Annotated in this window: 26 protein-coding genes; 17 read left to right on the top strand and 9 right to left on the bottom strand. The window is 66.1% G+C overall.

Features of this window, described 5'->3' with window-relative positions; all coding sequences use genetic code 11:
- Nucleotides 1-53: 53 nt before the first annotated feature.
- Complete coding sequence (locus ACUXST_RS00915; RefSeq protein ID WP_458388075.1) at nt 54-482, top strand: hypothetical protein; 429 nt, start codon at nt 54-56, stop codon at nt 480-482.
- On the opposite strand, the gene ACUXST_RS00910 is transcribed toward ACUXST_RS00915, so the two are convergent.
- From ACUXST_RS00910 to ACUXST_RS00900, 3 genes are read right to left on the bottom strand one after another with little or no spacing between them, the layout of a single operon-like run.
- Complete coding sequence (locus ACUXST_RS00910; protein WP_458388074.1) at nt 479-955, bottom strand: DUF2231 domain-containing protein; 477 nt, start codon at nt 953-955, stop codon at nt 479-481. The genes ACUXST_RS00915 and ACUXST_RS00910 overlap by 4 nt on opposite strands.
- The gene (locus tag ACUXST_RS00905; RefSeq protein ID WP_458388073.1) at nt 955-2,313 is read right to left on the bottom strand and encodes a PQQ-dependent sugar dehydrogenase; all 1,359 of its coding nucleotides are present in this window, start codon (nt 2,311-2,313) and stop codon (nt 955-957) included. The genes ACUXST_RS00910 and ACUXST_RS00905 overlap by 1 nt, the downstream gene beginning before the upstream one ends.
- On the bottom strand, nt 2,310-2,738 hold the full coding sequence (locus ACUXST_RS00900; RefSeq protein ID WP_458388072.1) for a DUF2231 domain-containing protein: 429 nt from the start codon (nt 2,736-2,738) through the stop codon (nt 2,310-2,312). Before ACUXST_RS00900 ends, ACUXST_RS00905 begins: the two co-directional genes overlap by 4 nt.
- A gap of 109 nt (nt 2,739-2,847) precedes the next feature.
- On the opposite strand from ACUXST_RS00900, the gene trmB reads away from it, so the two are divergent.
- Nucleotides 2,848-3,546, top strand: a complete 699-nt coding sequence (trmB, locus tag ACUXST_RS00895) for a tRNA (guanosine(46)-N7)-methyltransferase TrmB (protein ID WP_458388071.1) — start codon at nt 2,848-2,850, stop codon at nt 3,544-3,546.
- Here trmB and ACUXST_RS00890 read toward each other — a convergent pair.
- On the bottom strand, nt 3,531-4,652 hold the full coding sequence (locus ACUXST_RS00890) for a PQQ-dependent sugar dehydrogenase (RefSeq protein WP_458388070.1): 1,122 nt from the start codon (nt 4,650-4,652) through the stop codon (nt 3,531-3,533). The genes trmB and ACUXST_RS00890 overlap by 16 nt on opposite strands.
- A 171-nt stretch (nt 4,653-4,823) precedes the next feature.
- Here ACUXST_RS00890 and ACUXST_RS00885 point away from each other — a divergent pair, with 171 nt between their 5' ends.
- The 15 genes from ACUXST_RS00885 to argH all read left to right on the top strand — a co-directional run bounded on the left by ACUXST_RS00885 (nt 4,824) and on the right by argH (nt 21,196).
- Nucleotides 4,824-5,870: a type III polyketide synthase gene (locus ACUXST_RS00885; protein ID WP_458388069.1), complete on the top strand. Its 1,047-nt coding sequence runs from the start codon at nt 4,824-4,826 to the stop codon at nt 5,868-5,870.
- Nucleotides 5,867-6,352 carry an isoprenylcysteine carboxyl methyltransferase family protein gene (locus ACUXST_RS00880; RefSeq protein WP_458388068.1) on the top strand — a complete coding sequence of 162 codons (486 nt, stop codon included), beginning with the start codon at nt 5,867-5,869 and terminating at the stop codon, nt 6,350-6,352. Before ACUXST_RS00885 ends, ACUXST_RS00880 begins: the two co-directional genes overlap by 4 nt.
- 127 nt (nt 6,353-6,479) lie before the next feature.
- A complete protein-coding gene (rimP, locus tag ACUXST_RS00875) occupies nt 6,480-7,007 on the top strand; it encodes a ribosome maturation protein RimP (protein ID WP_458388067.1) in 528 nt (175 codons plus the stop codon).
- 5 nt (nt 7,008-7,012) lie between these two features.
- Nucleotides 7,013-8,653: a transcription termination factor NusA gene (gene nusA, locus ACUXST_RS00870; RefSeq protein WP_458388066.1), complete on the top strand. Its 1,641-nt coding sequence runs from the start codon at nt 7,013-7,015 to the stop codon at nt 8,651-8,653.
- Complete coding sequence (locus ACUXST_RS00865; RefSeq protein ID WP_458388065.1) at nt 8,634-9,389, top strand: DUF448 domain-containing protein; 756 nt, start codon at nt 8,634-8,636, stop codon at nt 9,387-9,389. Before nusA ends, ACUXST_RS00865 begins: the two co-directional genes overlap by 20 nt.
- A gap of 1 nt (nt 9,390) precedes the next feature.
- Nucleotides 9,391-11,901, top strand: a complete 2,511-nt coding sequence (gene infB / locus ACUXST_RS00860) for a translation initiation factor IF-2 (RefSeq protein WP_458388064.1) — start codon at nt 9,391-9,393, stop codon at nt 11,899-11,901.
- Nucleotides 11,902-11,924: 23 nt separating this feature from the next.
- Nucleotides 11,925-12,317, top strand: a complete 393-nt coding sequence (rbfA, locus tag ACUXST_RS00855; protein ID WP_458388063.1) for a 30S ribosome-binding factor RbfA — start codon at nt 11,925-11,927, stop codon at nt 12,315-12,317.
- Nucleotides 12,314-12,856: a GNAT family N-acetyltransferase gene (locus tag ACUXST_RS00850; RefSeq protein ID WP_458388062.1), complete on the top strand. Its 543-nt coding sequence runs from the start codon at nt 12,314-12,316 to the stop codon at nt 12,854-12,856. The genes rbfA and ACUXST_RS00850 overlap by 4 nt, the downstream gene beginning before the upstream one ends.
- 23 nt (nt 12,857-12,879) lie before the next feature.
- Entirely contained in the window at nt 12,880-13,764 is an 885-nt protein-coding gene (locus tag ACUXST_RS00845; RefSeq protein ID WP_458388061.1) for an alpha/beta hydrolase family protein, read from the top strand.
- 1 nt (nt 13,765) lies between these two features.
- Nucleotides 13,766-14,665, top strand: coding sequence for a tRNA pseudouridine(55) synthase TruB (gene truB, locus ACUXST_RS00840; protein ID WP_458388060.1), 900 nt, complete (start codon nt 13,766-13,768; stop codon nt 14,663-14,665).
- Nucleotides 14,666-14,672: 7 nt separating this feature from the next.
- A complete protein-coding gene (gene rpsO / locus ACUXST_RS00835) occupies nt 14,673-14,942 on the top strand; it encodes a 30S ribosomal protein S15 (protein WP_458388059.1) in 270 nt (89 codons plus the stop codon).
- A 158-nt stretch (nt 14,943-15,100) separates the two neighbouring features.
- Nucleotides 15,101-17,512 carry a polyribonucleotide nucleotidyltransferase gene (gene pnp, locus ACUXST_RS00830; protein WP_458388058.1) on the top strand — a complete coding sequence of 804 codons (2,412 nt, stop codon included), beginning with the start codon at nt 15,101-15,103 and terminating at the stop codon, nt 17,510-17,512.
- Nucleotides 17,513-17,621: 109 nt separating this feature from the next.
- Nucleotides 17,622-19,310 carry a DEAD/DEAH box helicase gene (locus ACUXST_RS00825; RefSeq protein WP_458388057.1) on the top strand — a complete coding sequence of 563 codons (1,689 nt, stop codon included), beginning with the start codon at nt 17,622-17,624 and terminating at the stop codon, nt 19,308-19,310.
- A 113-nt stretch (nt 19,311-19,423) separates the two neighbouring features.
- A complete protein-coding gene (locus tag ACUXST_RS00820; RefSeq protein WP_458388056.1) occupies nt 19,424-19,735 on the top strand; it encodes a hypothetical protein in 312 nt (103 codons plus the stop codon).
- Nucleotides 19,736-19,798: 63 nt separating this feature from the next.
- Nucleotides 19,799-21,196 (top strand): argininosuccinate lyase, encoded by a 1,398-nt coding sequence (gene argH, locus ACUXST_RS00815; RefSeq protein WP_458388055.1) that lies wholly within the window; start codon nt 19,799-19,801, stop codon nt 21,194-21,196.
- Here argH and ACUXST_RS00810 read toward each other — a convergent pair.
- Genes ACUXST_RS00810 through argC form a run of 5 tightly spaced genes read right to left on the bottom strand, consistent with a single transcriptional unit; the run spans nt 21,185 to nt 26,307 of the window.
- A complete protein-coding gene (locus ACUXST_RS00810) occupies nt 21,185-22,414 on the bottom strand; it encodes an argininosuccinate synthase (protein WP_458388054.1) in 1,230 nt (409 codons plus the stop codon). The two genes, argH and ACUXST_RS00810, sit on opposite strands and share 12 nt — an antisense overlap.
- Complete coding sequence (locus ACUXST_RS00805) at nt 22,411-23,271, bottom strand: ornithine carbamoyltransferase (RefSeq protein WP_458388053.1); 861 nt, start codon at nt 23,269-23,271, stop codon at nt 22,411-22,413. Before ACUXST_RS00805 ends, ACUXST_RS00810 begins: the two co-directional genes overlap by 4 nt.
- Complete coding sequence (gene argB, locus ACUXST_RS00800) at nt 23,268-24,146, bottom strand: acetylglutamate kinase (protein ID WP_458388052.1); 879 nt, start codon at nt 24,144-24,146, stop codon at nt 23,268-23,270. The genes ACUXST_RS00805 and argB overlap by 4 nt, the downstream gene beginning before the upstream one ends.
- A complete protein-coding gene (gene argJ, locus ACUXST_RS00795; RefSeq protein WP_458388051.1) occupies nt 24,143-25,303 on the bottom strand; it encodes a bifunctional glutamate N-acetyltransferase/amino-acid acetyltransferase ArgJ in 1,161 nt (386 codons plus the stop codon). The genes argB and argJ overlap by 4 nt, the downstream gene beginning before the upstream one ends.
- Entirely contained in the window at nt 25,300-26,307 is a 1,008-nt protein-coding gene (gene argC, locus ACUXST_RS00790; RefSeq protein WP_458388050.1) for an N-acetyl-gamma-glutamyl-phosphate reductase, read from the bottom strand. Before argC ends, argJ begins: the two co-directional genes overlap by 4 nt.
- Nucleotides 26,308-26,327: the final 20 nt, after the last annotated feature.

Below are 26,327 nucleotides of genomic sequence, written 5' to 3'. Positions count from 1 at the left end.
CGACTATTTCATGCTAATGGGCGGCCGTGATTCTGCTTGCCGCCTTAATCGCAGTGTCGGCGCCAGCCTCGGAGCAGGCCGCCATTCTGACTGCCGCCGGGTTCAAGAAGAGCCATGGCGAGTGGCGTTCGGAGTGCTACCAGCCCGATCAGGGCAGCTACGAACCGGGTACGATCGAGCGGTACGGCGACTTGAACGGCGACGGGCGCCCCGAAGCGGTGGTCACCGAGGGCGGCTCATTCTGCTACGGCAACACGGGCGCCGGCTTCTGGCTGATGAGCAAGGGCGCAAACGGACGCTGGTCGAAGCTTCACCAGTCACCGGGCATGGCCGAGTTCCTGCAGACGCGCGGCGTCAACAAGATGCCGGATATCTCCGTGGGCGGACTGGGCTTCTGCTTCCCGGTTCTGCGCTGGAACGGGAAGGCCTACGTCCGCAACCGCTTCGCATATGAAGGGAAGCCCTGCCGCCCGGCCAACTAGGCGTTCGGTCCGTCGTTCACGCCGATGCGGTGCCGGTAGACGAGGTCCCCGCCCTTCCAGCCGCTGTACAGCAAGATCAGAACCACGACGGCGGAGAGATACACGCCGGTCGAGTCGATAAAGTCGTTGTTCCTCAGCCGGAGAAAGAAGTTCACCAGCTCCAGGACGACGGCAGTGACGTTCGCCAGCATGTGCTTGAGCGCATCGCCCAGCTTCCGCACCCGCTCGTCGCCGAGGTAGTCGGTAAAGCCCGCGAGCGCCGCCGCTGCCGCGGTGAGGAGCCCGATGCCGAGGAGCCAGTGCGAGGCCGTCGCCCACCCGGCATCGTGATTGCGGCTGTAGACGATGTCCGTCACCAGCGTGCCGACGAAGCAGACGATCGGGAAGGGGATCAGCATCGGATGCAGCGGGTGACCCGCGATTTTGGCCGTGCTTTGCGGATTTCCGCCGAACCTTGGGTCGCTGTCGTTCATCATCTTCCTCCGCTTGCTGACGAAAGTCTCGCTTGCGGCGCGCCGTAGCTGACGCGCCAAACAGTATTGCCGACGTCGTCGGCGACGAGCAGCGCGCCGGTGCGGTCGATTGCGACGCCGACCGGCCTACCCCGGGCGTTGCCTTGGCCGTCGAGGAAGCCGGTCACGAAGTTCATCGGCTTGCCGACCGGCTTGCCACCCGCGAACCGGATGAAGACCACGCGGTAGCCATTGAACTGCGTGCGATTCCAGCTGCCGTGTTCACCGACGAAAGCGCCGCCGCCGAACATCGCCGGGAAGCTGTTGCCCGTGTAGAAGGTCAAGCCGAGCGCCGCGACGTGCGAACTTAGCGCGTAGTCCGCGGGGATCGCCTTCGCCACCATGTCGGGACGACGCGGCCGCACCCGCGGGTCCACATGCTGACCGTAATAGCTGTAAGGCCAGCCGTAGAACGCGCCGGGGCGTACGGAGGTCAGATAATCCGGCACGAGGTTCGGCCCGAGCTCGTCGCGCTCGTTGATGACCGCCCACAGCGTGTTGGTGCCGGGATAGAAGGTCAGCCCATTCGGGTTGCGAAGACCGCTCGCGAAGATGCGAAAAGCCCCGGTTTTCGGGTCGACTTCCCAGATCGCGGCGCGATTGGTCTCCGCTTCGGGCCCGCGCTCCTGCGCGTTGCTGTTCGAGCCGACCCCGGCATAGAGCTTCGACCCGTCCGGGCTCGCCGTGAGGCTCTTCGTCCAATGGTGGTCGATCAAGCCCGCCGGAAGGTCGACGATCTTCTGGGGAGGCCCGCCGACGCGGGTGTCGCCAGGCGTGAACGGGAAGCGGAGGATGGCATCCGTGTCGGCGACGTAAAGCGAGCCGTTCACGTACACCACGCCGAACGGCGAATTCAGGTGATCGATGAGGATCGTGCGAAGCTCGGGCTTTCCGTCGCCATCCGCGTCGCGAAGCAACGTAATCCGCTGCGGCGGCGGTTCCGGCGGCGTTGCTCCACCGCCTCCGTGCGCCATCGACATGATAAAGTCGCGGATTGGATCCTTGGGCCGCTGCACCGGCTCAGGAACGTTGCGCTGCGTCTCGACGACCAGAATGTCCCCGTTGGGCAGCGTGTAGACCGTCCGGGGGCTGGTGAAGCCGGTCGCGAGTGCCTGGATCCGGAAGCCCGCCGGAACGATCGGTGTCTGCCCCTGCTTCCAGCCAATGATGTTGGGAACGCCGACTGCCGCGATCAACTCCTCATGCGGGGCCGGCAGCACCGGGTTGGGACCCATCTGCTGCGAGGGATCGACCTGCTGCTCGCTTTCGCAAGCGGCAAGCGGAAGCAGTGCAACGGCGGCAATCCAGCGCAGTCTCATGCCCGTTCTCCGGAGCGCCCGTAACGGATCGACTGCCACAGCCACCCACTACCGAGGATCAGGAGCACGCTGATGATCGACAGCATGAGGCCAGTCGGCACGACCGCGGTCCAGCCGTCGCGGGCATGGATGAAGGAGTTGATCAGCTCGATGATCAACGCAGCCGCCAGGAGGCCAAACTGAGTCCAGATGATTGCTCCCCGGCCGCCGAGCCCGCGGATCACATCGATCAGCAGGATCAGTGCCGCAACCGCGCCGAACAGGAGCCCGGCAGCGATCAGCCAGCTCGAGAAGTCGAGCCAGAGCATGTTCCCGTCGCTTCCGCGGAACGTCAGATCGGTGATCAGCCCCCCGATGAAGCAAATGACGGGGATGGGAAGCAGCATCGCGTACAGCGGACGATCGGCGATCGCGATGGGCCTCACGGCATATTCTCCGGCGCATTGTGTTGGCTTGCCGACAGACAGCGCCAGAGGGTTCAAGAGGTTCCCAACGCCGTTGCGAGCACGCGATTCGGGTCCTAGTCGGCGCCGGATGAGCGCATTCAAACCCGGCGACCCGACCACTCTCAACCGGCTCTACGGCCGCTCGACCGGACACAAGTTGCGCAGAAGCCAGCAGGACCTGCTCGACGCGCTGTTGCCGCAGATCGAAGTGCCGGCGGAAGGGGAAGTAACTTCGCGGCTGCTGTTCAGCGAGGAGCGACCGCTTCACTTCGAGATCGGCTTCGGCTCGGGCGAGCACCTGGCGGACCGGGCCGACATGCTGCCCGATCACGGTTTCATCGGTGCGGAGCCATTCCTCAACGGCGTTGCGACGGCGCTCGGCCACATCCGCGAGAGTAACCTCGCCAATGTGCGGCTGTGGCGCGGCGACGCGCTGGAGGTGTTGCGGCGGGTTCCGGACGGTGCCTTGAGCTTCCTCTATCTGCTCCACCCCGATCCCTGGCCCAAGGCGCGGCACGCCAAGCGGCGGATGGTCAACGATGGCCCGCTCGAACTGTTCGCGGCCAAGCTGAAGGCGGGCGGCGAATTCCGGCTGGCAACCGATGACCCCACCTATCTCACCTGGTCGCTGATGGTGATGCAGCGCCAGTCGGGCCGGTTCGAATGGCTGGCGCAGCGGCCCCGCGACTTCCTGGAACCGTCCGGCGGTTGGATCGAGACGCGCTACGGCGCCAAGGCACGGCGCGAGGGCCGCCGCCCCTACTACCTCCGCTACCGCCGCGTCTGATCTGACGGAGTAAGGCGCAGCATGCGGGCACCGTCGCCGTCCTCAAGCAGGTAGATGGCGCCGTCCGGCCCCTGCCCGACGAAGCGGATGCGGGCGCCCAAGTCCCACTGCTCGGCCTTCTGCGCCCGATCGCCGTTGATGGTGACGCGGATCAGCGCCTGCCCAGACAGCGCGCCGATGAAGCCGTTGCCCTTCCACTGCGGGAACAGGTCGCCAGAGTAGAACATCAGGCTGCTCGGCGAGATTGACGGCACCCAATGGAGCTTGGGCGGCATGAGGTCCGGCCGCGTCGCCGATTTTGGAATCGGCACGCCATCGTAATTCTCGCCTTCCGACACCAGCGGCCAGCCGTAGTTACGGCCAGCGAGGATGAGGTTGAGCTCGTCGCCCCCCTTCGGCCCCATCTCTGTTTCCCAGAGCCTGCCGTCGGGAGCGAAGGCCAGGCCATAGGGATTGCGGTGGCCGCTGCTCCAAGTCTCGGCAGGAGTGAGGTTCGCGCCGGGCCAGGAGACCTGTGTACCGCTGGCTGTCCGGGCAGCTTCGGTGTTGTCGGGCGGATTGGTGACGGTGACGGTCGGAGCACCCGTTCGCCCTGCGCCAGGATTGCCCGGCGCAGGTTTGCCGTCGAGCGTCAGGTGCAGGATCTTGCCGATCGGCTGGTTGGGGTCCTGGGCGGGCGTAAAGCGCTGCCGCTCGCCTGAGCTGAGGAACAGCGACTGACCATCGGGCGCGAAGGCAATGATCGCGCCGAACTGGCCGCCCTCGCCTCCGGCCGGATCGTGCCAGATCACCTGCAAGTTGTTGAGGTTTCCCCCGTTCGCACCCCGGGTGAGCTCAGCCCTTGCAAGCGCGAGTTGGCTCCCGCCGCGCGCCGAGGGCTCGGAGTAAGTGAGATACACCTGGTGATCGCGAGCGAAGCCGGGCGAGACGACGATGTCCAGCAGCCCGCCCTGGCTGCTCTCGACAACCTTCGGTGCTCCGGCGACGGGCTGCTTGCGGCCACTCGTCGTGTCGACCAGCCAGATGTGCCCGGGCTTCTCGGTGACCAACGCATCATGGCTGCCCGGAACGAAGGCGATTGCCCAAGGCGCATCGAAGGTCGCCACCGGTGAAACCTTGAAAGGCGGATCTCCCGAAGGCTGCCCAGCGTCTGCGGAGTTCGAGGCCCCGCAAGCCGCGAGTACGAGAAAAAGGGCAGGTTGCAATAAACGTGGCGACATCCAGATAAGTCCTTCATTCCATTCGAGAGCCGGCTCGCTCTCGCTTTTAGGCGCCCCATGCCAGCCTGCAGCTTACGTTCCGTAACAACCGCGGTTCCGCGGCACATCCTCCCTCAGGAGGAGGCGAAGGAAATCGGCCGCCGCGCCTTTCGGGGGCGGGCGTCGCTTTTCGAGCGCCTGTCCGGCGTGTTCGACAATGCCGAGATTGCCACCCGCCACCTCGTCGCACCGCTCGACTGGTACGAACAGCCGCATGGCTGGGCGGAACGCAACGCGATCTACCTCGCCGCCGCCGAGCAACTGTTCGAAGATGCCGCGACACAGGCCATAGCCGAAGCAGGCCTGGTGCCCGGCGACATCGACGGCGTGGTCACCGTGTCGACGACGGGCATCGCAACGCCGAGCCTGGAGGCGCGAGTAGGGCCGCGGCTCGGGCTCCGCGAGAATGTCCGCCGGGTTCCCGTGTTCGGCCTTGGCTGCGCAGGCGGCGTGAGTGGTCTCGCCCTGACCGCCCGGCTTGCTGCATCCGATCCGGGCAGCAACTGGCTGTTCGTGACGGTCGAGACCTGCTCCATTTCCATTCGCCTCGACAGCGACGACCCGGCGGCGATCGTCGCCACCGCCTTGTTCGGCGATGGTGCCGCGGCCGCGGTGGTCAGCACCGGCGACGGCGGCCTCGCTCGAATCAGCAACTCCGCCGAAAAGCTATGGCCGGATACGCTGGGAATCATGGGCTGGCGTGTCGAGGATCCGGGCCTGGGCGTGGTCTTCGACCGGGCCATCCCACCGTTCATCGAAGCGAATCTGCGGCCGGCGATCGATGAAATGGCCGCACAAATGGGAGTTGCTCGCGAGGAAGTCGCGCGCTTCTGCTGCCACCCGGGCGGCACCAAGGTCATCGCCGCGATCGAGACCTCGCTCGAGCTCAATCAAGGCGAGCTCAACGTCGAACGCGAAGTGCTCCGCGACTTCGGCAACATGAGCGCGCCGACGGTGCTGTTCGTGCTGAAGAAGCTCCTTCGCACCGAACTGCCCGACCCGACGATGATGACCGCGTTCGGTCCAGGCTTCACCTGCGCCGGGCTGCTGCTCGAAGCGGCGTGATCGTCGCCATCGTCATTCTCGCGCTGGTGACGCTGCAGCGTCTCGGCGAATTGTGCTTGTCGAACCGCAACACGCGCCGCCTCCTCGCCAGCGGCGCGCGTGAGGTCGCCCCCGGCCACTACCCGCTGATCGCAGCTGTTCACGTGCTTTGGCTGGCGGCGCTTTGGTGGCTTGCGCCGGGCCGCCAGATCGAGGGTTTCTGGCTGGCGCTGTTCGTCCTGCTTCAACTCGCGCGCATCTGGGTCATCGCGACCCTGGGCGAGCGCTGGACCACGCGCATCATCGTCCTGCCGCAAGCACCGCTCGTCCGCCGCGGTCCGTATCGCTGGGTCAATCATCCCAACTATCTAATCGTCGTCGGCGAGATTGCAGCGCTGCCGCTCGCCTTCGGCTCGTGGGAAGTGGCTGCGCTTTTCACACTGCTCAACGCGGCCGTGCTGGCCATCCGCATCCGCGAAGAGAACCGGGCGCTCGGGCGCTAAGCATCGCTTGCGCCAGTTGGGGCATCGGCCTATATCGCCGCTCTCTCCTCGACATCGCTAGATGCCTGAGGCTGGGGCCCACCGGCTCCGGTCCGAGAGCTGTTGAACTTCCTAATACGGAGCGCGCGTGGCGGAGATCGCCGGTCTGGAACGACTGATCGAGCCTGAGGTGAAGAGCCTCGGCTACGACCTCGTGCGCGTTGCGATGATCGGCGGCGGTTCCGACCCGACGCTTCAGATCATGGCCGAACGGCCCGACACCCGACAGCTCGACCTCAGCGACTGCGAGACGATCTCGCGCCACCTGTCCGACTGGCTCGACGCCAATGACCCCATCGAAGGGAGCTTCCGCCTGGAAGTCAGCTCGCCGGGCATCGACCGCCCACTGACCCGCCTGAAGGACTATGCCGATTGGGCCGGTCACGAAGCGCGGGTGTCGCTCGTCGAACCGCGTGACAACCGGAAGCAATACTCCGGCACGCTCGAGGGTTATGAGGGCAACGAGGTCCAACTGCTCGACAAGAGCGGCAAGCTTCACACGCTGCCGTTCTCCGAAATCGCGTCGGCCAAGCTGCTCTTGACCGACAAGCTCATCAACGCCACCGCGCCGCTCAGCACCGAGGGCGCCGACTCCATCCAGACGATAGAGGAATAAACACCATGGCCACCGCACCCGCTGCCGTCAGCGCAAATCGCGCGGAGCTGATCGCGATTGCCGACAGCGTCGCCCGCGAGAAGCTGATCGACAAGGGCATCGTCATCGAGGCGATGGAAGATGCCATCCAGCGTGCTGCCCGCGCCCGCTACGGCGCCGAGAACGACATTCGCGCCAAGCTCGACGCCGAGACCGGCGACCTTCGCCTGTGGCGCGTTCTCGAAGTTGTCGAGGAGCCTGAGGATCACTTCAAGCAGATCGACGAAAAGGGCGCACAGAAACTCCAGAAGGGCGCTGCCGTCGGCGACTTCATCGTCGACCCGTTGCCGCCGATCGAGTTCGGCCGCATTGCCGCCCAGGCCGCCAAGCAGGTCATCTTCCAGAAAGTCCGCGACGCCGAGCGCGAGCGTCAATTCGAGGAGTTCAAGGACCGCGTCGGCGAGATCATCACGGGCGTCGTCAAGCGCGTCGAGTTCGGCCACGTCGTCGTCGACCTTGGCCGTGCCGAAGGCGTCATTCGCCGCGACCAGCAGATCCCGCGCGAAATGGTGCGGGTCGGCGACCGCATCCGGTCGCTGATCATGTCGGTGCGCCGCGAAGCGCGCGGCCCGCAGATCTTCCTTTCCCGCGCTCACCCGGACTTCATGAAGAAGCTGTTCGCGCAGGAAGTACCGGAAATCTACGACGGCATCATTGAGATCAAGGCCGCAGCCCGCGACCCGGGCAGCCGCGCGAAGATCGGCGTCATCAGCCACGACAGCTCCATCGACCCGGTCGGCGCCTGCGTCGGCATGAAGGGCAGCCGCGTTCAGGCCGTCGTCCAGGAACTCCAGGGCGAGAAGATCGACATCATCCCCTGGTCGCAGGATCTCGCGACCTTCGTGGTCAACGGCCTGCAGCCTGCAACGGTCAGCCGCGTCGTGATCGACGAGGAAGAGAGCCGCATCGAAGTCGTCGTTCCCGATGACCAGCTCAGCCTTGCGATCGGTCGCCGCGGCCAGAACGTCCGTCTCGCCAGCCAGCTGACCGCGTCGCAGATCGACATCCTGACCGAAGCCGATGCCAGCGAGAAGCGCCAGCGCGAGTTCATGGAGCGGACCGAGATGTTCCAGTCCGAGCTCGACGTCGACGAAACGCTGTCGCAATTGCTGGTCGCCGAAGGCTTCACAAGCCTCGAGGAAGTCGCTTACGTGCCGCCCGAGGAAATCGCCTCGATCGAAGGGCTCGACGAAGACATCGCGACCGAGTTGCAGAGCCGCGCGACCGAGGCGCTCGATCGCCGCGAAGCCGCTTCGCGCGAAGAGCGCCGTGCGCTCGGCGTGTCGGATGAACTCGCTGCCTTGCCGCACCTGACGGAAGCGATGCTGGTAACTCTCGGCAAGGCCAACATCCGCACCCTCGACGACCTCGCCGACCTGGCGACGGACGAGCTGGTACAGAAGAAGCGGCCCGAGCAGCGCCGCCAGCGCGAGCCGAGCAACCGTCCGGAGGACAAGGGCGGCGTTCTTGCCGAATTTGGCTTGAGCGAAGAGCAGGGCAACGAGATCATCATGGCTGCCCGGGCCCACTGGTTCGAGGACGAGGACACCGGCGCCGCCACTGACACCTCCGGACAGGAGGACGCTGTTGCGGAAACCGAGCAATGAGACTCTTCGGCTAAAGACTCCCGTCAGGGCCACGGTGGAAGCACCTGGGGCCAACGAGAATCGTGGAAAGTCGCAGGAGCCCGAGCGCACCTGCATCCTGACTCGCCGGAAGGGCACCAAGAACGAGCTGATCAGGCTCGCGCTTGGGCCTGACGGAACCGTTGGACCGGACGTCCGCGCGCGGGCGCCGGGGCGCGGTGCCTGGATCGGCGCCGACCGTGGCGAGCTCGACGCGGCCAACGCTCTCGGCAAGCTTCGGAGCGCGCTGCAACGTGCCTTCAAGACCAAGGACGTGACCGTTCCGGCGGATCTTGGGGAACGCACCGAGCACGCTTTGCGGCAGGGCACTCTGGACCGGCTGGGCATGGAGGCACGCTCCAGCAACCTCCTTACCGGCGCCGAGCGGATCGAAGCCGCGGCACGGTCCGGGAAGGTCCACATGCTGATTCACGCGGCGGATGCCGGAGAGGACGGGTGCAGGCGAATGGACCAGGCCTGGAGGGTCGGCGGCGGCGAGAGCCAAGGGGTGATATTCCCCGAGGGCCGCACTATCTTGTCCATGGCACTTGGGCGCGAAAATGTGGTACATGTCGCCCTGACCGATCCTGCTGCCGCTGCGCGTGTCCGCCACGCGCTTGAGCGTTGGCGGGTTTTCACTGGCCCCGATCGAGGTCTGGAAGGCGGAGAACCCGCCTTGAGGACCGGCTCGGCTGACGAAGATTTGACGAAGGAATAGAATGGCAGACCAGACCGAAAAGCCGAAGCTTGGAACCCGGCCGCCGCTGGGCCTCAAGCGCACGGTCGAGACCGGTAAAGTGAAGCAGAGCTTCAGCCACGGCCGCTCGAACACGGTCGTGGTCGAGGTCAAGAAGCGGCGCGTCATTGGCCGTCCGGGCGAAGCTCCGCCGGTCGAAGCGCCCAAGCCCGAGCCGGTCGCGGAAGCGCCCAAGCCGGCGCCGAAGCCCGCCGCGCCCGCTCCGGAGCCGCGCCGTTCGAGCCCGACAAACGACATTACCGCCCGCAAGGAGTTGCAGACCCGCCTGCTCCGCGAAGCGGAGGAAGCGCGCATGTCCGCGCTCGAGGAGGCCCGCCGCCGCGAGGAGCAGGCCAAGACTTCCGCCAACGAGGAAGAGCGCCGCCGCGCCGAAGAGAACCGCCGCGCCGAAGAAGCTGCCGCCGAGGAAGCCGCTCGCTTGGCTCAGGAGCAGGCGCTTGCAGCAACTGCCGAGCCCGCCGCCGAGCAAGCCCCAGCCGCTGCCCCGCAGCGTGAGGAAGCCGAAGAACGCGGCTTCCGTCGTCCGACGCCGACTCCCAAGCGCCCCGAGCCGGCTCGCCCGAGCCGTGGCCGTGGGGACGAGCAGCGCCATCGCGGCAAGCTCACCGTCACGCGCGCCCTCTCCGACGAGGACGAAAACCGCGCCCGCTCGCTGGCAGCACTCCGCCGAGCCCGTGAAAAGGAAAAGCGCCACCATCAGGAGTCCGGCCCCGCTCAGAAGCAGGTCCGCGACGTGGTGGTTCCGGAAGCGATCACCGTGCAGGAACTCGCCAACCGCATGGCGGAGCGCGGCGCCGACCTCGTGAAGGCGCTCTTCAAGATGGGCAGCCCGGTTACGCTGACTCAGACGATCGACCAGGACACGGCCGAGCTACTGGTGACCGAGTTTGGCCATCGCGTGAAGCGCGTCAGCGAGAGCGATGTCGACATCGACAGCGCCGCCGACGTCGATGCTCCCGAGAGCCTGAAGGCACGCCCGCCGGTCGTCACGATCATGGGCCACGTCGACCACGGCAAGACGTCGCTGCTGGATGCGATTCGCGGCGCCAACGTCCAGTCGGGCGAGGCGGGCGGCATCACCCAGCACATCGGCGCCTATCAGGTCGCAGTGCCGGACGGCTCGAAGATCACGTTCCTCGACACGCCGGGCCACGAGGCCTTCTCGGAAATGCGTGCCCGCGGTGCGAACGTCACCGATATCGTCGTGCTGGTCGTTGCCGCCGATGACGGCCTTCGTCCGCAGACGATCGAGGCAATCAACCATACCAAGGCCGCCGGCGTGCCGATGATTGTTGCGATCAACAAGATCGACAAGCCTGACGCCAAGCCGCAGAAAGTCCGGGAGGAACTCCTTCAGCACGAGATCATCGTCGAGGAGATGGGCGGCGACGTCCAGAACGTCGAAGTCTCGGCGCTCAAGAAGACCAACCTCGACAAGCTTCTCGACGCGATCCAGCTGCAGGCCGAACTCCTCGAACTCAAGGCCAATCCGGAGCGCGCCGCCGAAGGCACGGTCGTCGAAGCCAAGCTCGACAAGGGCCGTGGGCCTCTGGCCACCGTGCTCGTCGAGCGCGGCACGCTGCGCGTCGGCGACGTGTTCGTTGCCGGTGCATCGAGCGGCAAGGTCCGTGCGATGATCGATGACAAGGGGCGCCAGGTGAAGGAAGCCGGACCGTCGGTTCCGGTCGAAGTCCTCGGTCTTTCCGCGGTCCCTGCGGCGGGCGATCCGTTCACGGTCGTCGAGAACGAAGCGCGGGCCCGCGAGGTCGCGACCTACCGCCAGGGGGTGCTCGACCGGAAGCGGACGACCTCCGCTCCGATGAGCCTCGAGAACATGTTCGCGACCCATGCGTCCACCGTCATCGAGTTCCCGCTGGTCGTGAAGGCCGACGTGCAGGGCTCGGTCGAGGCGATCGTGCATGCGCTCAACCGCCTCTCGACGGACGAGATCAAGGTGCGCATCCTGCACTCCGGGGTTGGCGCGATCACCGAGAGTGACGTCACGCTGGCAAGCGCCAGCGGAGCGCCGATCATCGGCTTCAACGTGCGTCCGAACGCGAAGGCGCGCGAGGTTGCCGAGCGCAACAAGGTCGAGTTCCGCTACTACGACGTGATCTATCACCTCACCGATTGGGCCAAGGGCGCAATGGCGGGTGAGCTTGGTCCGGAGATCATCGAAACGGTCGTCGGCCGCGCCGAAGTCCGCGAGGTCTTTCCCGCCGGCAAGCGAGACAAGGCAGCCGGCCTGCTGGTCACCGAAGGTGTCATCCGCAAGGGCCTCAACGCCCGCCTCACGCGCGAAGACGTCATCGTCTCCAAGACGACGATCAGCTCGCTCCGGCGCTTCAAGGACGACGTTGCCGAAGTGCGCGCCGGGCTCGAGTGCGGCGTGCTGCTGGCCGACACCAACGACATCAAGGCCGGCGACAGTCTCGAAGTCTTCGAGGTCGAGGAGCGCGCGCGGACGCTCTAGGCGTCGGCAGACGGACGGAACGGATGCGTCGCACTGAAAGTCCTGAAGGCCGCTCGGTCCGCCTGCTCCGCGTCGGCGAGCAGGTGCGGCACGTGCTGAGCGAATTGCTCCAGCGCGGCGACGTGCATGACGAGACGCTTCAGAAGCATCTCGTCAGCATTACCGAGGTGCGCATGTCGCCCGACCTTCGGCACGCGACGGTGTTCGTGAAGCCGCTGCTCGGCCAGGACGAGGAAGCGGTGCTGAAGGCGCTTCGCCAGAACACCGCCTTCCTCCAGCGCGAAGTCGCGCAACGAGTCCGCACAAAATATGCGGCCAAGCTCAAGTTCCTGGCCGACGAAAGCTTCGACGAAGGCACGCATATCGAAAAGCTGCTGCGCTCCGAGAAGGTGATCCAGGACCTCGGCGACGAATGATCGATCTCGCCGCGCTCGCCGAGCCGATGACCGGCGAGAATTGCAGCGCCGCGCTATTCTCTGACGCGCACCGGGACGACCTGCGCGCCGCCTGCGCCGAAGACCCGGACATCTGGGCCATCTACGCCAACAACTTCGGTCCGCACGGCTTTGACGACAGTATCGACCGCTACATCGCCAATCCAGCCGCGCGCACGTTCGTCCTCTTCGACGGTGGCGATCTTGCCGGAATGTCCAGTTACCTCGGCATCGACGAAGGACGGCAAGTGCTGGAAATCGGCGGCACCTACTATCGGCCGAAGTTCCGCGGCAGCGGCTTCAACCGGCGCGCCAAGGACATGATGCTGGCCCGGGCGTTCGGCTGCGGCATCCGCCGCGTCGAGTTCCGCGTCGACATTCGCAACCTGCGGTCGCAGGCGGCGATGAAAAAGCTCGGCGCAGTCCGCGAAGGCGTGCTCCGCGCGGACCGGATCACCTGGACCGGGCACGTCCGTGACACGGTGCTGTTTGCAATCCTTGCGGATGAGTGGCCTGTCTGACGCTTGTCGACTCGAGGGGGAGCATGGACATGATCAAGACGCTGCTGATGGCTGCTTCGGTGTTCGCGGCCGCCGCGCCTGCGAGTGGGCAATCCAATCCCGTTCTTGCCGATCCGGCAGTCGACGTAGCGCACCCCGCGGCGATGGAAGCGTTCGTGCTCCCGTCGCACGGCTCCGGGATGAATGCGGTGATGTACAGGGCTTCGGGAGCAGGGCCGCACCCGACCCTTCTCCTGCTCCACGGCTTTCCGGGCAACGAGCAGAATCTCGACCTTGCCCAGGCAGCGCGGCGCGCGGGCTGGAACGTCCTGACCTTCCACTACCGCGGCTCGTGGGGCAGCCATGGCGACTTCTCGTTCGCCAACGCCGCTGCGGATGCGCGCACGGCTCTTGCCTTCCTTGAGGATCCGGCAAACGCCACGAAGTATCGCATCGACACGCACCGGATCGCCCTTGCCGGCCACAGCATGGGCGGCTTCATGGCTGCGGACGCTGCGGCCGACGATCCGAAGGTTGCTGGACTGTTCCTGATCGACCCGTGGGATCTCGGCGGTGACGCGCGGACACTCGGCGACCCGGCTGCCGCGAGCGCCTGGCATCAGGAGGTCGTCGGCGACCTTCCCCCACTCGCGACGACCGAAGAAAAGCTGACGGCCGAGCTGAAGGCCATCCCGGCAGGCTACGATCTGGCAACGCGCACGCGCGCGTTTGGAAGACGTCCCGTCGACATCATCGGCGCGGAGCGTGGTGGCGGCGCTGCCGAGACGGCGTTGCTAAATGCCGTCCGCGCGGGCGGCAATCCCGCAGCAACGGGCGAGATCTGGCCCACCGATCACAGCTTCTCGGACCACCGCATCGCGCTGTCCGAGCGGCTGGTGCACTGGCTCGCCGCCCTGCCCCGACGCTGACTTGCTCCACGGCTGGATCATTCTCGACAAGCCGCTGGGGCTCGGCTCGACCAGCGCCGTGAGCGCAGTGAAGCGCATCCTGCGGGAGGCCGGCGAGCCCAAGACCAAGGTCGGTCACGGCGGCACCCTCGACCCGCTCGCGAGCGGCGTCCTTCCAATCGCCTTGGGGGAGGCGACCAAGCTTGCCGGCCGCATGCTGGAGGCGAGCAAGGCCTACGACTTCACGATCCGCTTCGGCGAGGAAACCGACACGCTAGACGCCGAGGGGCAGGTCGTCGCGAGCAGCCAAGTGCGGCCAACACGCGACGAGGTCGACGCCGTGCTCCACCGCTTCACCGGCGAGATCGAGCAAACTCCTCCGGCTTTTTCGGCACTCAAGATCGATGGCAAGGCGGCCTACGCCCGGGCCAGAGCCGGGGAAGAGGTCGAGATGAAGCCGCGCCGCGTGACGGTGCACCACCTCCAGATCGCAGCCGAGGCGCCGGACGAGATCACGCTGTCCGCCAGCGTTTCGAAGGGCACGTACATCCGCTCGCTTGCCCGCGACGTTGCAAGGGCGCTTGGAACGGTCGGTCACGTCTCCTATCTCAGGCGTACCCGAGCCGGCCCGTTCCGTCTTCAAGAGGCCATTTCGCTGGACTTTCTAAGCGAAGCCGCTAAGGCGCGGCGCATCGATGGGGCGGTTGTTCCGCTTGAAACGGCGCTGGACGACATCCCGGCCCTCCCCGTCACCCCCGACCAGGCTCAGCTGCTCCGTTACGGGCAGAAGCTTGCCGGGTTCCCCGCGAGGTCGGGGCTCTGTCTGGCGACGCTGGAGAATACTCCGGTCGCGCTGGTCGAAGCCACGGTCGACGGCCTGAAGGTCGTCCGGGGGTTCAACTTACTCGATGTCGCGGAGTGAATTCTCAATGTCGATTACCGCCGAGCGCAAGCAGGAACTGATCAAGGAACATCGTCGTGGCTCTGACGACACGGGCTCGCCCGAAGTCCAGGTCGCGATCCTGACCAGCCGAATCCAGACGCTGACCGATCATTTCAAGACCCACGCGAAGGACAACCACTCGCGCCGCGGCCTGCTGATGATGGTCAACAAGCGCCGGTCGCTTCTCGACTACCTCCGCCGCGAGGACGAGACCCGCTACACCGATCTCATCGCGAAGCTCGGCCTTCGCAAGTAATAGAGGAGCGGCCCCGATGCGGGCCGCTTCGCATATGTCCAGTCCCGCAATTCGGCGGGGCGTTCATAGGGGCTGAAGAACGCCCCGAACCGCTCGCAGGCCGGATTGCCTGCCACTGCTGTCCCGCCGGCATCTGGCCCGCGGGTGAAGGAAAACACATGTTCAACACGAAAACTGTCGAAATCGAGCTGGGCGGAAAGACCCTCAAGCTCGAAACGGGCCGCATTGCCCGTCAGGCCGACGGCGCGGTCCTCGCGACGCTTGGCGAAACCGTAGTGCTTTGCGCGGTCACCGCCGCAAAGTCGGTCAAGCCGGGCCAGGACTTTTTCCCGCTGACCGTCCACTACCAGGAAAAGTTCTCCGCTGCCGGCCGTATCCCCGGCGGCTTCTTCAAGCGCGAGCGTGGAGCGACCGAAAAGGAAACGCTGACCAGCCGCCTTATCGACCGTCCGATCCGCCCGCTGTTCCCGGAAGGCTTCTACAATGAAGTCCTCGTGATCGCGCAGGTCCTGTCCTACGACGGCGAGAACGAGCCCGACATCCTGGCGATGATCGCTGCGTCGGCCGCGCTAACCATCTCCGGTGTTCCCTTCATGGGCCCGATCGGCGGCGCCCGCGTCGCCTTCAAGGACGGCGAGTACATCCTCAATCCGAGCTCCACACAGATCGCCGAGAGCGACCTCGAGCTCGTCATGGCGGGTACGCCGAACGCCGTGATGATGGTCGAATCCGAAGCCAAGGAACTGTCGGAAGAGCAGATGCTCGGCGCCGTCATGTTTGGCCATGAAGCATCGAAGAAAGTCTGCCAGGCAATCATCAGCCTCGCCGAAAAGGCCGCCAAGGACCCGTGGGAGCTCACCCGGAGCGACGACAAGGCCGCGGTCAAGGCGAAGCTCAAGGACCTCATCGGCGCCGACGTCGATGCCGCCTACAAGCTGACCAACAAGTCCGAGCGATCCGCCGCCCTGAACGCGGCGCGCGACAAGGCGAAGCTCGCCTTCGCCGACGCCGAACCGCAGGAGCAGCTGGTCGCTTCCAAGCTCGTCAAGAGCCTCGAGGCGGACATCGTCCGTGGCGCGATCCTTCGCGAAGGCCGCCGCATCGACGGCCGCGACACCAAGACGGTTCGCCCGATCGAGAGCATGGTCGGCTTCCTCCCGCGCACCCACGGCTCCGCGCTGTTCACCCGCGGCGAGACCCAGGCGATCGTCACCACGACACTCGGCACCAAGGAGTCGGAGCAGATGATCGACGGCCTGGAGGGTCTCTCCTACCAGCGCTTCATGCTTCACTATAACTTCCCGCCCTACTCGGTCGGCGAAGTCGGGCGCTTCGGCGCTCCGGGTCGCCGCGAGGTCGGCCACGGCAAGCTCGCCTGGCGCGCGCTTCACCCGATGCTGCCGACGATGGAGGAATTCCCCTACACGATCCGCGTCCTGTCCGACATCACGGAGAGCAACGGCTCATCGTCGATGGCGACGGTCTGCGGCGGAAGCCTCGCGATGATGGACGCTGGCGTTCCCCTGAAGGCGCCGGTTGCCGGCATCGCCATGGGCCTGATCCTGGAAGGCAATGACTTCGCGGTGATCAGCGACATCCTCGGCGACGAGGATCACCTCGGCGACATGGACTTCAAGGTCGCGGGCACGTCGAACGGCGTCACCTCGCTGCAGATGGACATCAAGGTCGCCGGAATCACCGAGGAGATCATGCGCGTCGCTCTCGCCCAGGCGAAGGACGGCCGCGCCCACATCCTCGGCGAGATGGCCAAGGCCCTCGGCGAAGTCCGCGGTGAGCTCAGCGCCCACGCGCCGCGCATCGAGACGATGCAGATCCCCAAGGACAAGATCCGCGAAGTCATCGGCACGGGCGGCAAGGTCATCCGCGAGATCGTCGCGGAGACGGGCGCCAAGGTCGACATCGACGACGACGGCACGATCAAGATCGCCTCGTCCGACCCGAGCCAGATCGAGGCCGCCCGCAACTGGATCCGCGGCATCGTCGCCGAGCCTGAGCCGGGCACCATCTACACCGGCAAGGTGGCGAGCATCGTCGATTTCGGCGCGTTCGTGACTTTCATGCCCGGCAAGGATGGCCTGGTGCACGTGTCGGAGATCAAGAACGATCGTGTCGAGAACGTCCGCGACGTCCTGACCGAAGGCCAGGAAGTCAAGGTCAAGCTGGTCGAGGTCGATCAGCGCGGCAAGGTCCGCCTGTCGATGCGTCTCGTCGACCAGGAAACTGGCGAAGAGCTGCCGGACACCCGTCCTCCGCGCGAGCCGCGTGAGGGTGGCGACCGTGGCCCGCGTGGTGATCGCGGCGACCGTGGCGACCGCCATCGTGGCGGCGGCGGGCGCGGCGGCGATCGCGACCGTGGACCCCGTCGTGAGGGCGGTGGCGGCGGACGCGGCGGCGACCGTGATCGTGGGCCCCGCGGTGAAGGCCGTGGCGACCGTGGCGATCGCGGACCCCGTCCCGAGCGCGAAGGCGGCGACCGCCAGGGCGGCAACGACGACGGCCCGGCGCCCGAGTTCGCCCCGGCGTTCCTGACCGGCGGCAACGAAGACTAAGCTTCAAGCTTACAGCCAACGAAACGAAAAAGGCCCCGCAGCGATGCGGGGCCTTTTCTCGTTCGTGCAAACCTATCCCTCGCGACCAATCCCGAGTAGGCGCTCCACCATGCAACATCCCAGCATTCACCCGGCGCTCGCTGAAGCGCTGGCGGCGCGCGGCTATGACACGCTGACTTCGGTCCAGTCCGCCGTGATCGAGGAGCAGGCCAACGGCCGCGACCTCATCGTTTCCGCCAAGACCGGCTCAGGCAAGACCGTCGCATTCGGTCTCGCGATGGCCGACCAGCTCATCGACGGCGACCGCGCGCCGTGGACGCAGGCGCCGCTCGCCCTCGTGGTGGCTCCGACCCGCGAGCTTGCCCTGCAGGTCAGCAAGGAACTGCAGTGGCTCTACGCGTTGGCCGGCGCCCGGGTCGTCACCTGCGTAGGTGGCATGGACCCGATGAAGGAACGGCGCGCCCTTCAGGGCGGCGCGCACATCGTCGTCGGCACGCCGGGCCGACTCCGCGACCACCTCGAGCGGGGCGCACTCGACCTCTCCGCCTTGCGCGTCGTCGTTCTCGACGAAGCCGACGAGATGCTCGACATGGGCTTCCGCGAGGAGCTCGAGGAGATCCTGGACGCGACGCGCGACGAGCGCCGCACCCTGCTGTTCTCGGCGACCATGCCGCGCTCCATCGTCGCGATGGCGCGCCGCTACCAGAAGGACGCGCTGCGCATCGAGACCACCGGCGACCGCGAGGCGCATGCCGACATCGCTTACCAGGCCGTCGCTGTGTCCCCGACCGACATCGAGCATGTCGTCGTCAACCTGCTCCGCCTTCACGAGGCCGAGACCGCGATCCTGTTCTGCGCCACGCGCGACGCCGTCCGGCGCCTCCACGCGAGCCTCAGCGAGCGCGGCTTCCATGCCGTCGCCCTCTCCGGCGAGCACAGCCAGAACGAGCGCAACAACGCGCTCCAGAGCCTGCGCGACCGGCGCGCTCGAGTCCTCGTCGCTACCGATGTCGCCGCCCGCGGAATCGATCTCCCCTCCGTCTCCCTGGTCATTCACGTCGAGCTTCCCCGCGACGCCGAGGCCCTCCAGCACCGTTCCGGCCGCACCGGCCGCGCCGGTCGCAAGGGCGTCGCAATACTGATCGTGCCCTTCCGCCGCCGCCGGAACGTCGAGATCATGCTTCGCAACGCCCGTATCGACGCGCAGTGGGTCGATCCGCCGACGCCCGACCAGATCCGCGCCAAGGATCGCGAGCGCCTGCTGGAGATGCTGAGCGCGCCCGTCGAAGCGGAGGATGACGACCGCCAGCTTGCCGAGCAGATCATGGAGCGCCTCGCCCCAGAAGCCATCGCTGCCGCCCTCGTCCGCTCCCTGCGTACAGACCTGCCTTCACCGGAGGACGTGCTCGCCCCCGGCAGCACCCGCGAAGAGCGCGGGGAGCCCGGCCGGCGCGCCGGGTTCGAAGGCTCGGAATGGTTCAGGATCAACGCCGGGCGCCGCCACAATGCCGACCCGCGTTGGCTGCTGCCGCTGATCTGCCGCTACGGTCATGTTAGCCGCAACGAGATCGGCGCGATCCGCGTCGCCGCCAATGAAAGCTATTTCGAGGTCACGCCACGCGCTGCTCCGGGCTTCATCAAGGCGCTGCGCCGGGCGACGATCGCTCCCGAGGACGATGGGCTGGTCATCGAGAAAGCCGAGCCTCGCGCCGCCGACGCAGGTCCGCCGCGCCGGCAGCCGGCCAAAGGTCCACCGCATGGCAAGCGTGAGCGTCCACAGAAGTCGGCACGGCGGTAGCGCTCGTCCGCACGCAACGCTTCGCCGTTAACCACGAAACGCGTTCAGCCCCGCATTCGTTGATCCGACGTCACGTCGGCAAGTACGCTACGTGCGCGTAAAAGAGGTCTGTTATGTTCAAGGCAGCGTTGCTCCTCGCCGCCGCGTCGGTGGTCCTGACCGCTTCACCAGCTGAGGCCCGTCACCGGCACCACCATCGGCATCATCATCACCGCGTGTATGCCTATACATCCTACGGCTACTCGCCTTACCGCTACTCGCCGTACGGTTATGCGAGGTATTCGTACCCGGCATATTACGCGTATCCGGCCTACACCTACCCGGTTTACTACGGATATCCGTCATACGGCTATTCGACGGTCTCGATCCGTCTCGGCGGCGGCGGCGGCGGGCACCATCACCGGTACAGGCGCCACCACTGGTAACTGCGACGGCCGAGTAGCTCCGGCGGTTTGACCCTCCGTCGGTGCCGTGGCAACGCACCGTCGATGTCCGACAAGCTGCCATCGCAGCCGACCTGGGGCGGCCGCTTCGGGACCGCCCCGGCCGAGCTCATGAGCGAGATCAACGCGTCGATCCGCTTCGACAAGCGGCTGTGGCGCGAGGATGTTGCGGCATCGGAGGCGCATGCCGCCATGCTCCGCGACAGGGGCATCATCGGCGAAGACGACGCTAAGGCCATCCTCGGCGGGTTGGGGCGAATCCGCGCCGAGTTCGAGCGCGACGGGGTGCCGGAGAACATAGATTTCGAAGACATCCACATGACCGTCGAGCACCGGCTCGGCGAGCTCATCGGCCCCGCCGCGGGCCGCCTTCACACCGCCCGATCGCGCAACGACCAGGTCGCAACTGACTTCCGGCTGTGGGTCCGGGCGGCATGCGATGAGACTGCAGGAGCCATCCGCAACTTGCAGCGCGTGCTCGTTGCCCGGGCCGAGGAGCATGCCGACAGCGTCCTGCCCGGCTTCACTCACCTGCAGGTCGCGCAGCCGGTGACTCTCGGTCACCACCTGCTCGCTTATTACGAGATGCTGCGGCGAGACCTCTCCCGCTTCGTCGACGCGCAGCAGCGGATGAACCAGTCGCCGCTTGGCAGCGCCGCGCTGGCAGGAACCAGCTTCCCGATCGACCGCCATGCCACTGCCCACGCGCTCGGCTTCGGAGCGCCGACCGCCAACAGCCTGGACAGCGTTTCGGACCGCGATTTCGCACTCGATTACCTGAGTGCCGCAGCACAGTGCAGCCTGCACCTCTCGCGCCTCGCCGAGGAGCTGATCCTGTGGGCAAGCGCGCCGTTCGGTTTCGTTAAGCTGTCCGATGCCTATTCGACGGGATCGTCGATCATGCCGCAAAAGCGCAATCCCGACGCCGCCGAGCTGGTTCGCGGGCACAGCGGGCGCATCGTTGGCGCGCTAACTTCGCTGATGGTCACCATGAAGGGCCTGCCGCTCGCTTATTCGAAGGACATGCAGAACGACAAGGAGCCGGTTTTCGAGGCTCACGACCTGCTGTCGATCTCGCTTCGCGCGCTGACCGGTATGGTCGAGACCGTGGAGTTCGTTCCGGAGCGGATGCGGGAAGTCGCGGCGCAGGGTTATTCGACGGCGACCGATCTCGCCGACTGGCTGGTCCGCGAGGCCGACGTGCCGTTTCGGGAGGCACATCACATCACCGGCCGAGCGGTTAAGCTCGCCGAAGAACGCGGGTGCGATCTCGCCAACCTACCGCTCGACGAACTGCAATCGATCGATCGGCGGATCGACGAGCGCGTGTTCGGCGTGCTTGGCCTCGAGGCTTCGGTGCGAAGCCGCGACAGCTTCGGCGGCACGGCCCCCGAGCGTGTCCGCGAGCAGATCGTCGCTGCGAAACAGGCGCTAGGGTTGTAGCCGCCGCTTCCGTTGCCCAAGCGTCCGTAGTCTCAGCGCGTTGAGCCGGATGAAGCCGGCAGCGTCGCGGTGATCGTAGCTGCCGCTGCCTTCCTCAAAGGTGACGAGATCCTGGTCGTAGAGAGAGTGCTTGCTTTCGCGGCCGATAACGGTCGCATTGCCCTTGTATAGCTTCAGCGTAACCCGGCCTGTGACGTGCTCCTGGCTCTTGTCGATCGCTGCCTGCAGCATCTCGCGTTCGGGCGCGAACCAGAAGCCGTTGTAGATGAGGCTCGCATAGCGCGGCATCAGCTCGTCCTTCAGGTGCATCGCGCCGCCATCGAGCGTGATGCTCTCGATCCCGCGATGCGCCGCCAGCAGGATCGTTCCGCCGGGCGTCTCGTAAACGCCGCGCGACTTCATGCCGACGAAGCGGTTCTCCACCAGATCTAGCCTGCCGATGCCATTGTCGTGCCCAAGCTGGTTGAGCTTCCCGAGCAGGCTGGCCGGTGACAGTGCCTCGCCGTCGATGGCAACGGGATCGCCGCGCTCGAAATCCATAGTGACAGTGGTCGCCTCGTCCGGCGCGTCCTCGGCCGACATAGTGCGCTGGTGCACATACTCCGGAGCGTCTGCCGCGGGGTCTTCCAGCACCTTCCCCTCGGACGAGCTGTGCAGCAGATTGGCGTCGATTGAGAACGGCGCATCCCCGCGTTTGTCCTTGGCGATCGGGATCTGGTGCTTCTCGGCGAAGTCGAGCAGCGCCTCGCGGCTCTGAAACTCCCATTCCCGCCAGGGAGCAATCACCTTGATGTCCGGCTCCAGCGCATAATAACCGAGCTCGAAGCGGACCTGGTCGTTACCCTTCCCGGTGGCTCCATGACACACGGCATCAGCGCCGACGGCGCGCGCAATCTCGATCTGCCGCTTGGCAATCAGCGGCCGGGCAATCGACGTGCCGAGCAGGTACTGGCCCTCGTAGACGGTGTTGGCGCGGAACATCGGGAAGACGAAGTCGCGAACGAACTCCTCGCGGAGATCTTCCACGAAGATGTTTTCGGGGTTCACGCCGAGCATCTCCGCCTTGCGGCGCGCCTGTTGGACCTCCTCGCCCTGGCCGAGATCTGCGGTGAAGGTGACGACCTCGGCGTCATATTCCGTCTGAAGCCACTTGAGGATGATCGAGGTGTCCAGCCCGCCCGAGTAGGCGAGGACAACCTTCAGCTTCTTGTTGGTCATCGAGCCTGTTCCATCATCCACAGCATGGCGCCGCGCGCAGTGTGCATCCTGTTCGTCGCCTGGCGCCAGACCGCGGACCGTGGCCCGTCTATCACTGCCGCCGTCACTTCCTCGCCGCGTCGAGCGGGAAGGCAGTGCATGAACCATGCCTCGGGCGCGCCCTCCATCAGCGCTTCGTTGACCTGGTATGGCGCGAAGGCATCACGCCGGCCCGTGCTTTCCTCCTCGCCCATCGAGACCCATACGTCGGTGTAGACGATGTCGGCGCCCTCGACCGCTTCAGCGGGACTGGAGCAGGGATTCACGCGCGGCAGCGGTCCGCCGAAGCCGAAGCCGAGCGGACTGGCGACTTTGAGTTCCGCGCCGAGCAAGGCACAGCCCTCCGCCAGCGAGCGGGCCACGTTGTTCGCCTCGCCAATGAAGGCGATGCGGGTACCTTCCACACGGCCGAGCAGCTGCTTGATCGTCAGCAGATCGGCGAGCGCCTGAAGCGGGTGGTCCGTCGCCGAGAGCATGTTCAGCACCGGCAGGACATCGACGGCGGCCATCTGCTCGAGAACCGCATGGTCGAAGACCCTCGCGCCGAGGATTGCATGATAGCAGGCGAGCGTTCGGGTGACGTCCTCGACGCTTTCCCTGGTACCAATACCCAACTCGGCAGCCTGCAGGTAAACGGGGTGACCGCCAAGCTGTGCTGCCGCCATCTCCATCGAGTTGCGAGTTCGTGCGCTCGGCTTTTCGAAATAGAGGGCGACACCCTTGTCCTCGAGAGCACGCACGGGCGGCTGCTCCGATAACGCCAAGATTCTGCCGAGATCCTCGTGTGAGAGGTCGCGGATTGCGAGCAGGTGCCTCACCAGCTCTTCTCGCGCTTCACCATGGTGCCGACGCCATGGTCGGTCAGCAGCTCGATCAACAAGGAATGCTGCACGCGCCCGTCGATGATGTGTGCACAGCCGACGCCCTGGTCCACGGCGTCTGCGCAAGCCTTCAGCTTGGGGATCATGCCGGCGCTGACCGACGCCGATCCGAGGCGCTTGCGAAGCTCGGCCGAGGTGAGGCGTTCGATCAGGCTGTGCTCGTCGTCGACGTCTTCGAGCAGCCCGGGCGCAGCCGTCAGGTAGACGATCTTCTCGGCGTTCATCGCCACGGCTATCGCCCGCGCCGCTTCGTCGGCGTTGACGTTGTACGGGTGCCCTTCAGCGTTGGCGCCGATGGTGGCGATGACAGGCGTCAGTCCGTCGTCGAGCAGGCGGTGGATGAGCTCGGCGCGGACCTGGCTGACGTTCCCGACGTAGCCCAGCTCTGCGTCAGCGGGCGTTACCGTCAGGAGCCCGGCGTCCTCGCCCGAGATACCCACCGCAACGGGATCATCGCCGGCCTGGCCGTTGATGGTTGCAACGAGGTCGCGGTTGATCTTGCCGACGAGCACCATCCGTACGATCTCGAGCGTCTCAAGGTCCGTGACGCGCAGGCCGTCCTTGAACTCCGGCTTTTTGCCCACGCGGCGGAGCATCGTATCGACCTGCGGTCCACCGCCGTGGACGAGGACGCAGCGCACCCCGACGCTGCGCAAAAGCAGCACGTCCTGGGCGAGCGCCAGGTCGGACTTAGCGTCGATCGCGGCGCCGCCCAGCTTCACGACGACCGCCTTGCCCGCGAACGCGCGGATGTAGGGCAGCGCCTCGACGAGGACGGTGGCGATCTCGGAGGGGAGGAGGACGATCTTCATGACGTCTTGCTGTTCTCTTTGATGTAGCCGGGGCCCAGATCGATCCCAATCATCCGAGCCGAGCCCGATCCAGCACCGAGGTCGACCTCGATTGCAATCTCTTCGCTCATCATGTGCTCGGCAAGGGCCTGCCCGTCGTGCGGAACGGGAGCGCCGCCCTTCGCTACCTTGATGCTTCCATAGCTCACACTGGACTCGGCAACGTCCATGGCCACTCCGGCAGAACCGGCGGCAGCCATCAGGCGGCCCCAATAGGGATCGCCGCCATACCAGCTGCACTTCACAAGATTGTTCTCGACGATGACCTTGGCCGCAGCTTTGGCCTCCTCATGGGATGCGGCGCCGGTGACGGTCAGGCGCGCGATGCGCGTCATCCCTTCGGCGTCGCGCGCCATCTGCATGGTCAGGTCTTCGCATGCGGCGAGCACCGCCCGCGCGAACTCGTCTGGATCAGCAGCGCCGCGGCGGCCCGACGCCAGCAGCATGGCCGTGTCATTGGTGGACGTCGCGCCGTCGACATTCAGCGTGTTGAAGGTCGCATCGGACGCGGCCCGCAGGGAGCGCTGCATGATCTCGAGCGGCACATCCGCGTCCGTCGTCAGGAACGCCAGCATAGTCGCCATGTTCGGCGCGATCATTCCGCAGCCTTTGGCCATGCCGCCGACGGTGAAGGTCGAACCCGTGATGGCGACCTGCTTCGGCTTGTGATCCGTCGTCAGGATTCCCCGCGCCGCGTCATCCGCGCCGGCCGGCGAGAGCCTATTCGCCAGCTTCGGCGTCGCGTTCAGGATCGCCTCGATGGGGAGCGGAGTGCCGATGATCCCCGTCGAGCAAACCAGGACGTGCGAGTTCGCGACCTGGAGCGCGTCGCCAGTCGCTGCCGCCATCAGCTGCGCGTCCGTGTAGCCCCGGGACCCCGTACCCGCGTTGGCATTGCCGGAATTGACGACGACCGCCGCTGCCTGGCCCCCGTTCGCCTTCAGCGTCTCCCGATCGAGCTGCACCGGGGGCGCGGCGAACTTGTTCTGCGTGAAGACGGCGGCACAAGGGACTGGCTGGCCGTCGTCGGTCGCAAGTAGCGCCATGTCATATCGCCGCCGCTTGATGCCGGCATGGCAGCCTGCCGCTACGAAGCCCTGGGCGGCTGTGACGCTCATGGATACACTCCGATGGAAGTGAGGCCGGCGGTCTCTTCAAGGCCGAGCATGAGGTTGGCACACTGGATCATCTGCCCCGCGGCGCCCTTCCCGAGATTGTCGATAGCGCAGAGAGCAAGCACGCGGCCCGACCGCTCGTCGTAGCGGGCGGTGACCCGCGCTCCGTTCGATCCGCTGACCCACTTGGTCGCGGGCGGATCGGACGTGACGTGCACGAACGGCTCGGCATCGTACGCGGCGTGGAGCGCCTCGAGCGGGTCGCCCTTACCCGTCGCCGTGCCGTAGCAGGTGGCAAGAATGCCGCGGGTCATCGGCGCGAGGTGCGGAGTGAAGAGGATGGTGGCGTCGAGCGCCATTTCCATTTCAGCGGTGTGCCGGTGGTTGAGCAGACCATAGGCGCCGAAGCTGCCGTCGACAGTGTTGAATGCCGTTGCTTCCTTGAGCTCGCGTCCGGCGCCGCTGACGCCGGAGGAAGCATCGACGATCAGGCTCTGCCGCTCGACGAACCCCTCGTCGACGAGCGGCTTCAACGCAAGAATTGCCGCTGTCGCGTAGCATCCTGCGGCGGCGACGGCGTTGGCGCCGCGAATGGCCTCACGTTGGAGCTCGGGGACCCCGTAGACGAAGCGGTCGAGCAGCTGCGGCGCTTCGTGGGCGAGGCCGTACCACCGCTGATAGGTTTGTGCATCCGCAAGCCGGAAGTCGGCCCCGAGATCGACGAGCGGGATCTCGCGCTCCAGAATACCGGACGCGATGCGCTGACTATGTCCATGGGGAAGCGCGGCGAAGACGAGATCAACGTCGTCGAGCGCCGACACTTCGAAGCGCTCTAAAGCGTGGCCCGCACAGGCAGACGCCAGATGCGGGTGGACGGCACCGACGCCCTGCCCTGCCCGGCTGTCCCCAAACAACTTGACCGGAAGCAGCTGCGGATGCGCGGCGATAAGCCGTAGCAGCTCACCGCCGACATAGCCCGATGCTCCAAGGATGGCGGTTCGAATCATGGAGGCGGGCGTATCGGCGT

The organism is Sphingomonas sp. F9_3S_D5_B_2 (genome assembly GCF_054263715.1).
The sequence above is the reverse complement of the archived record's forward strand: the minus strand, read 5'-3'. Positions and strand labels throughout refer to the sequence as shown.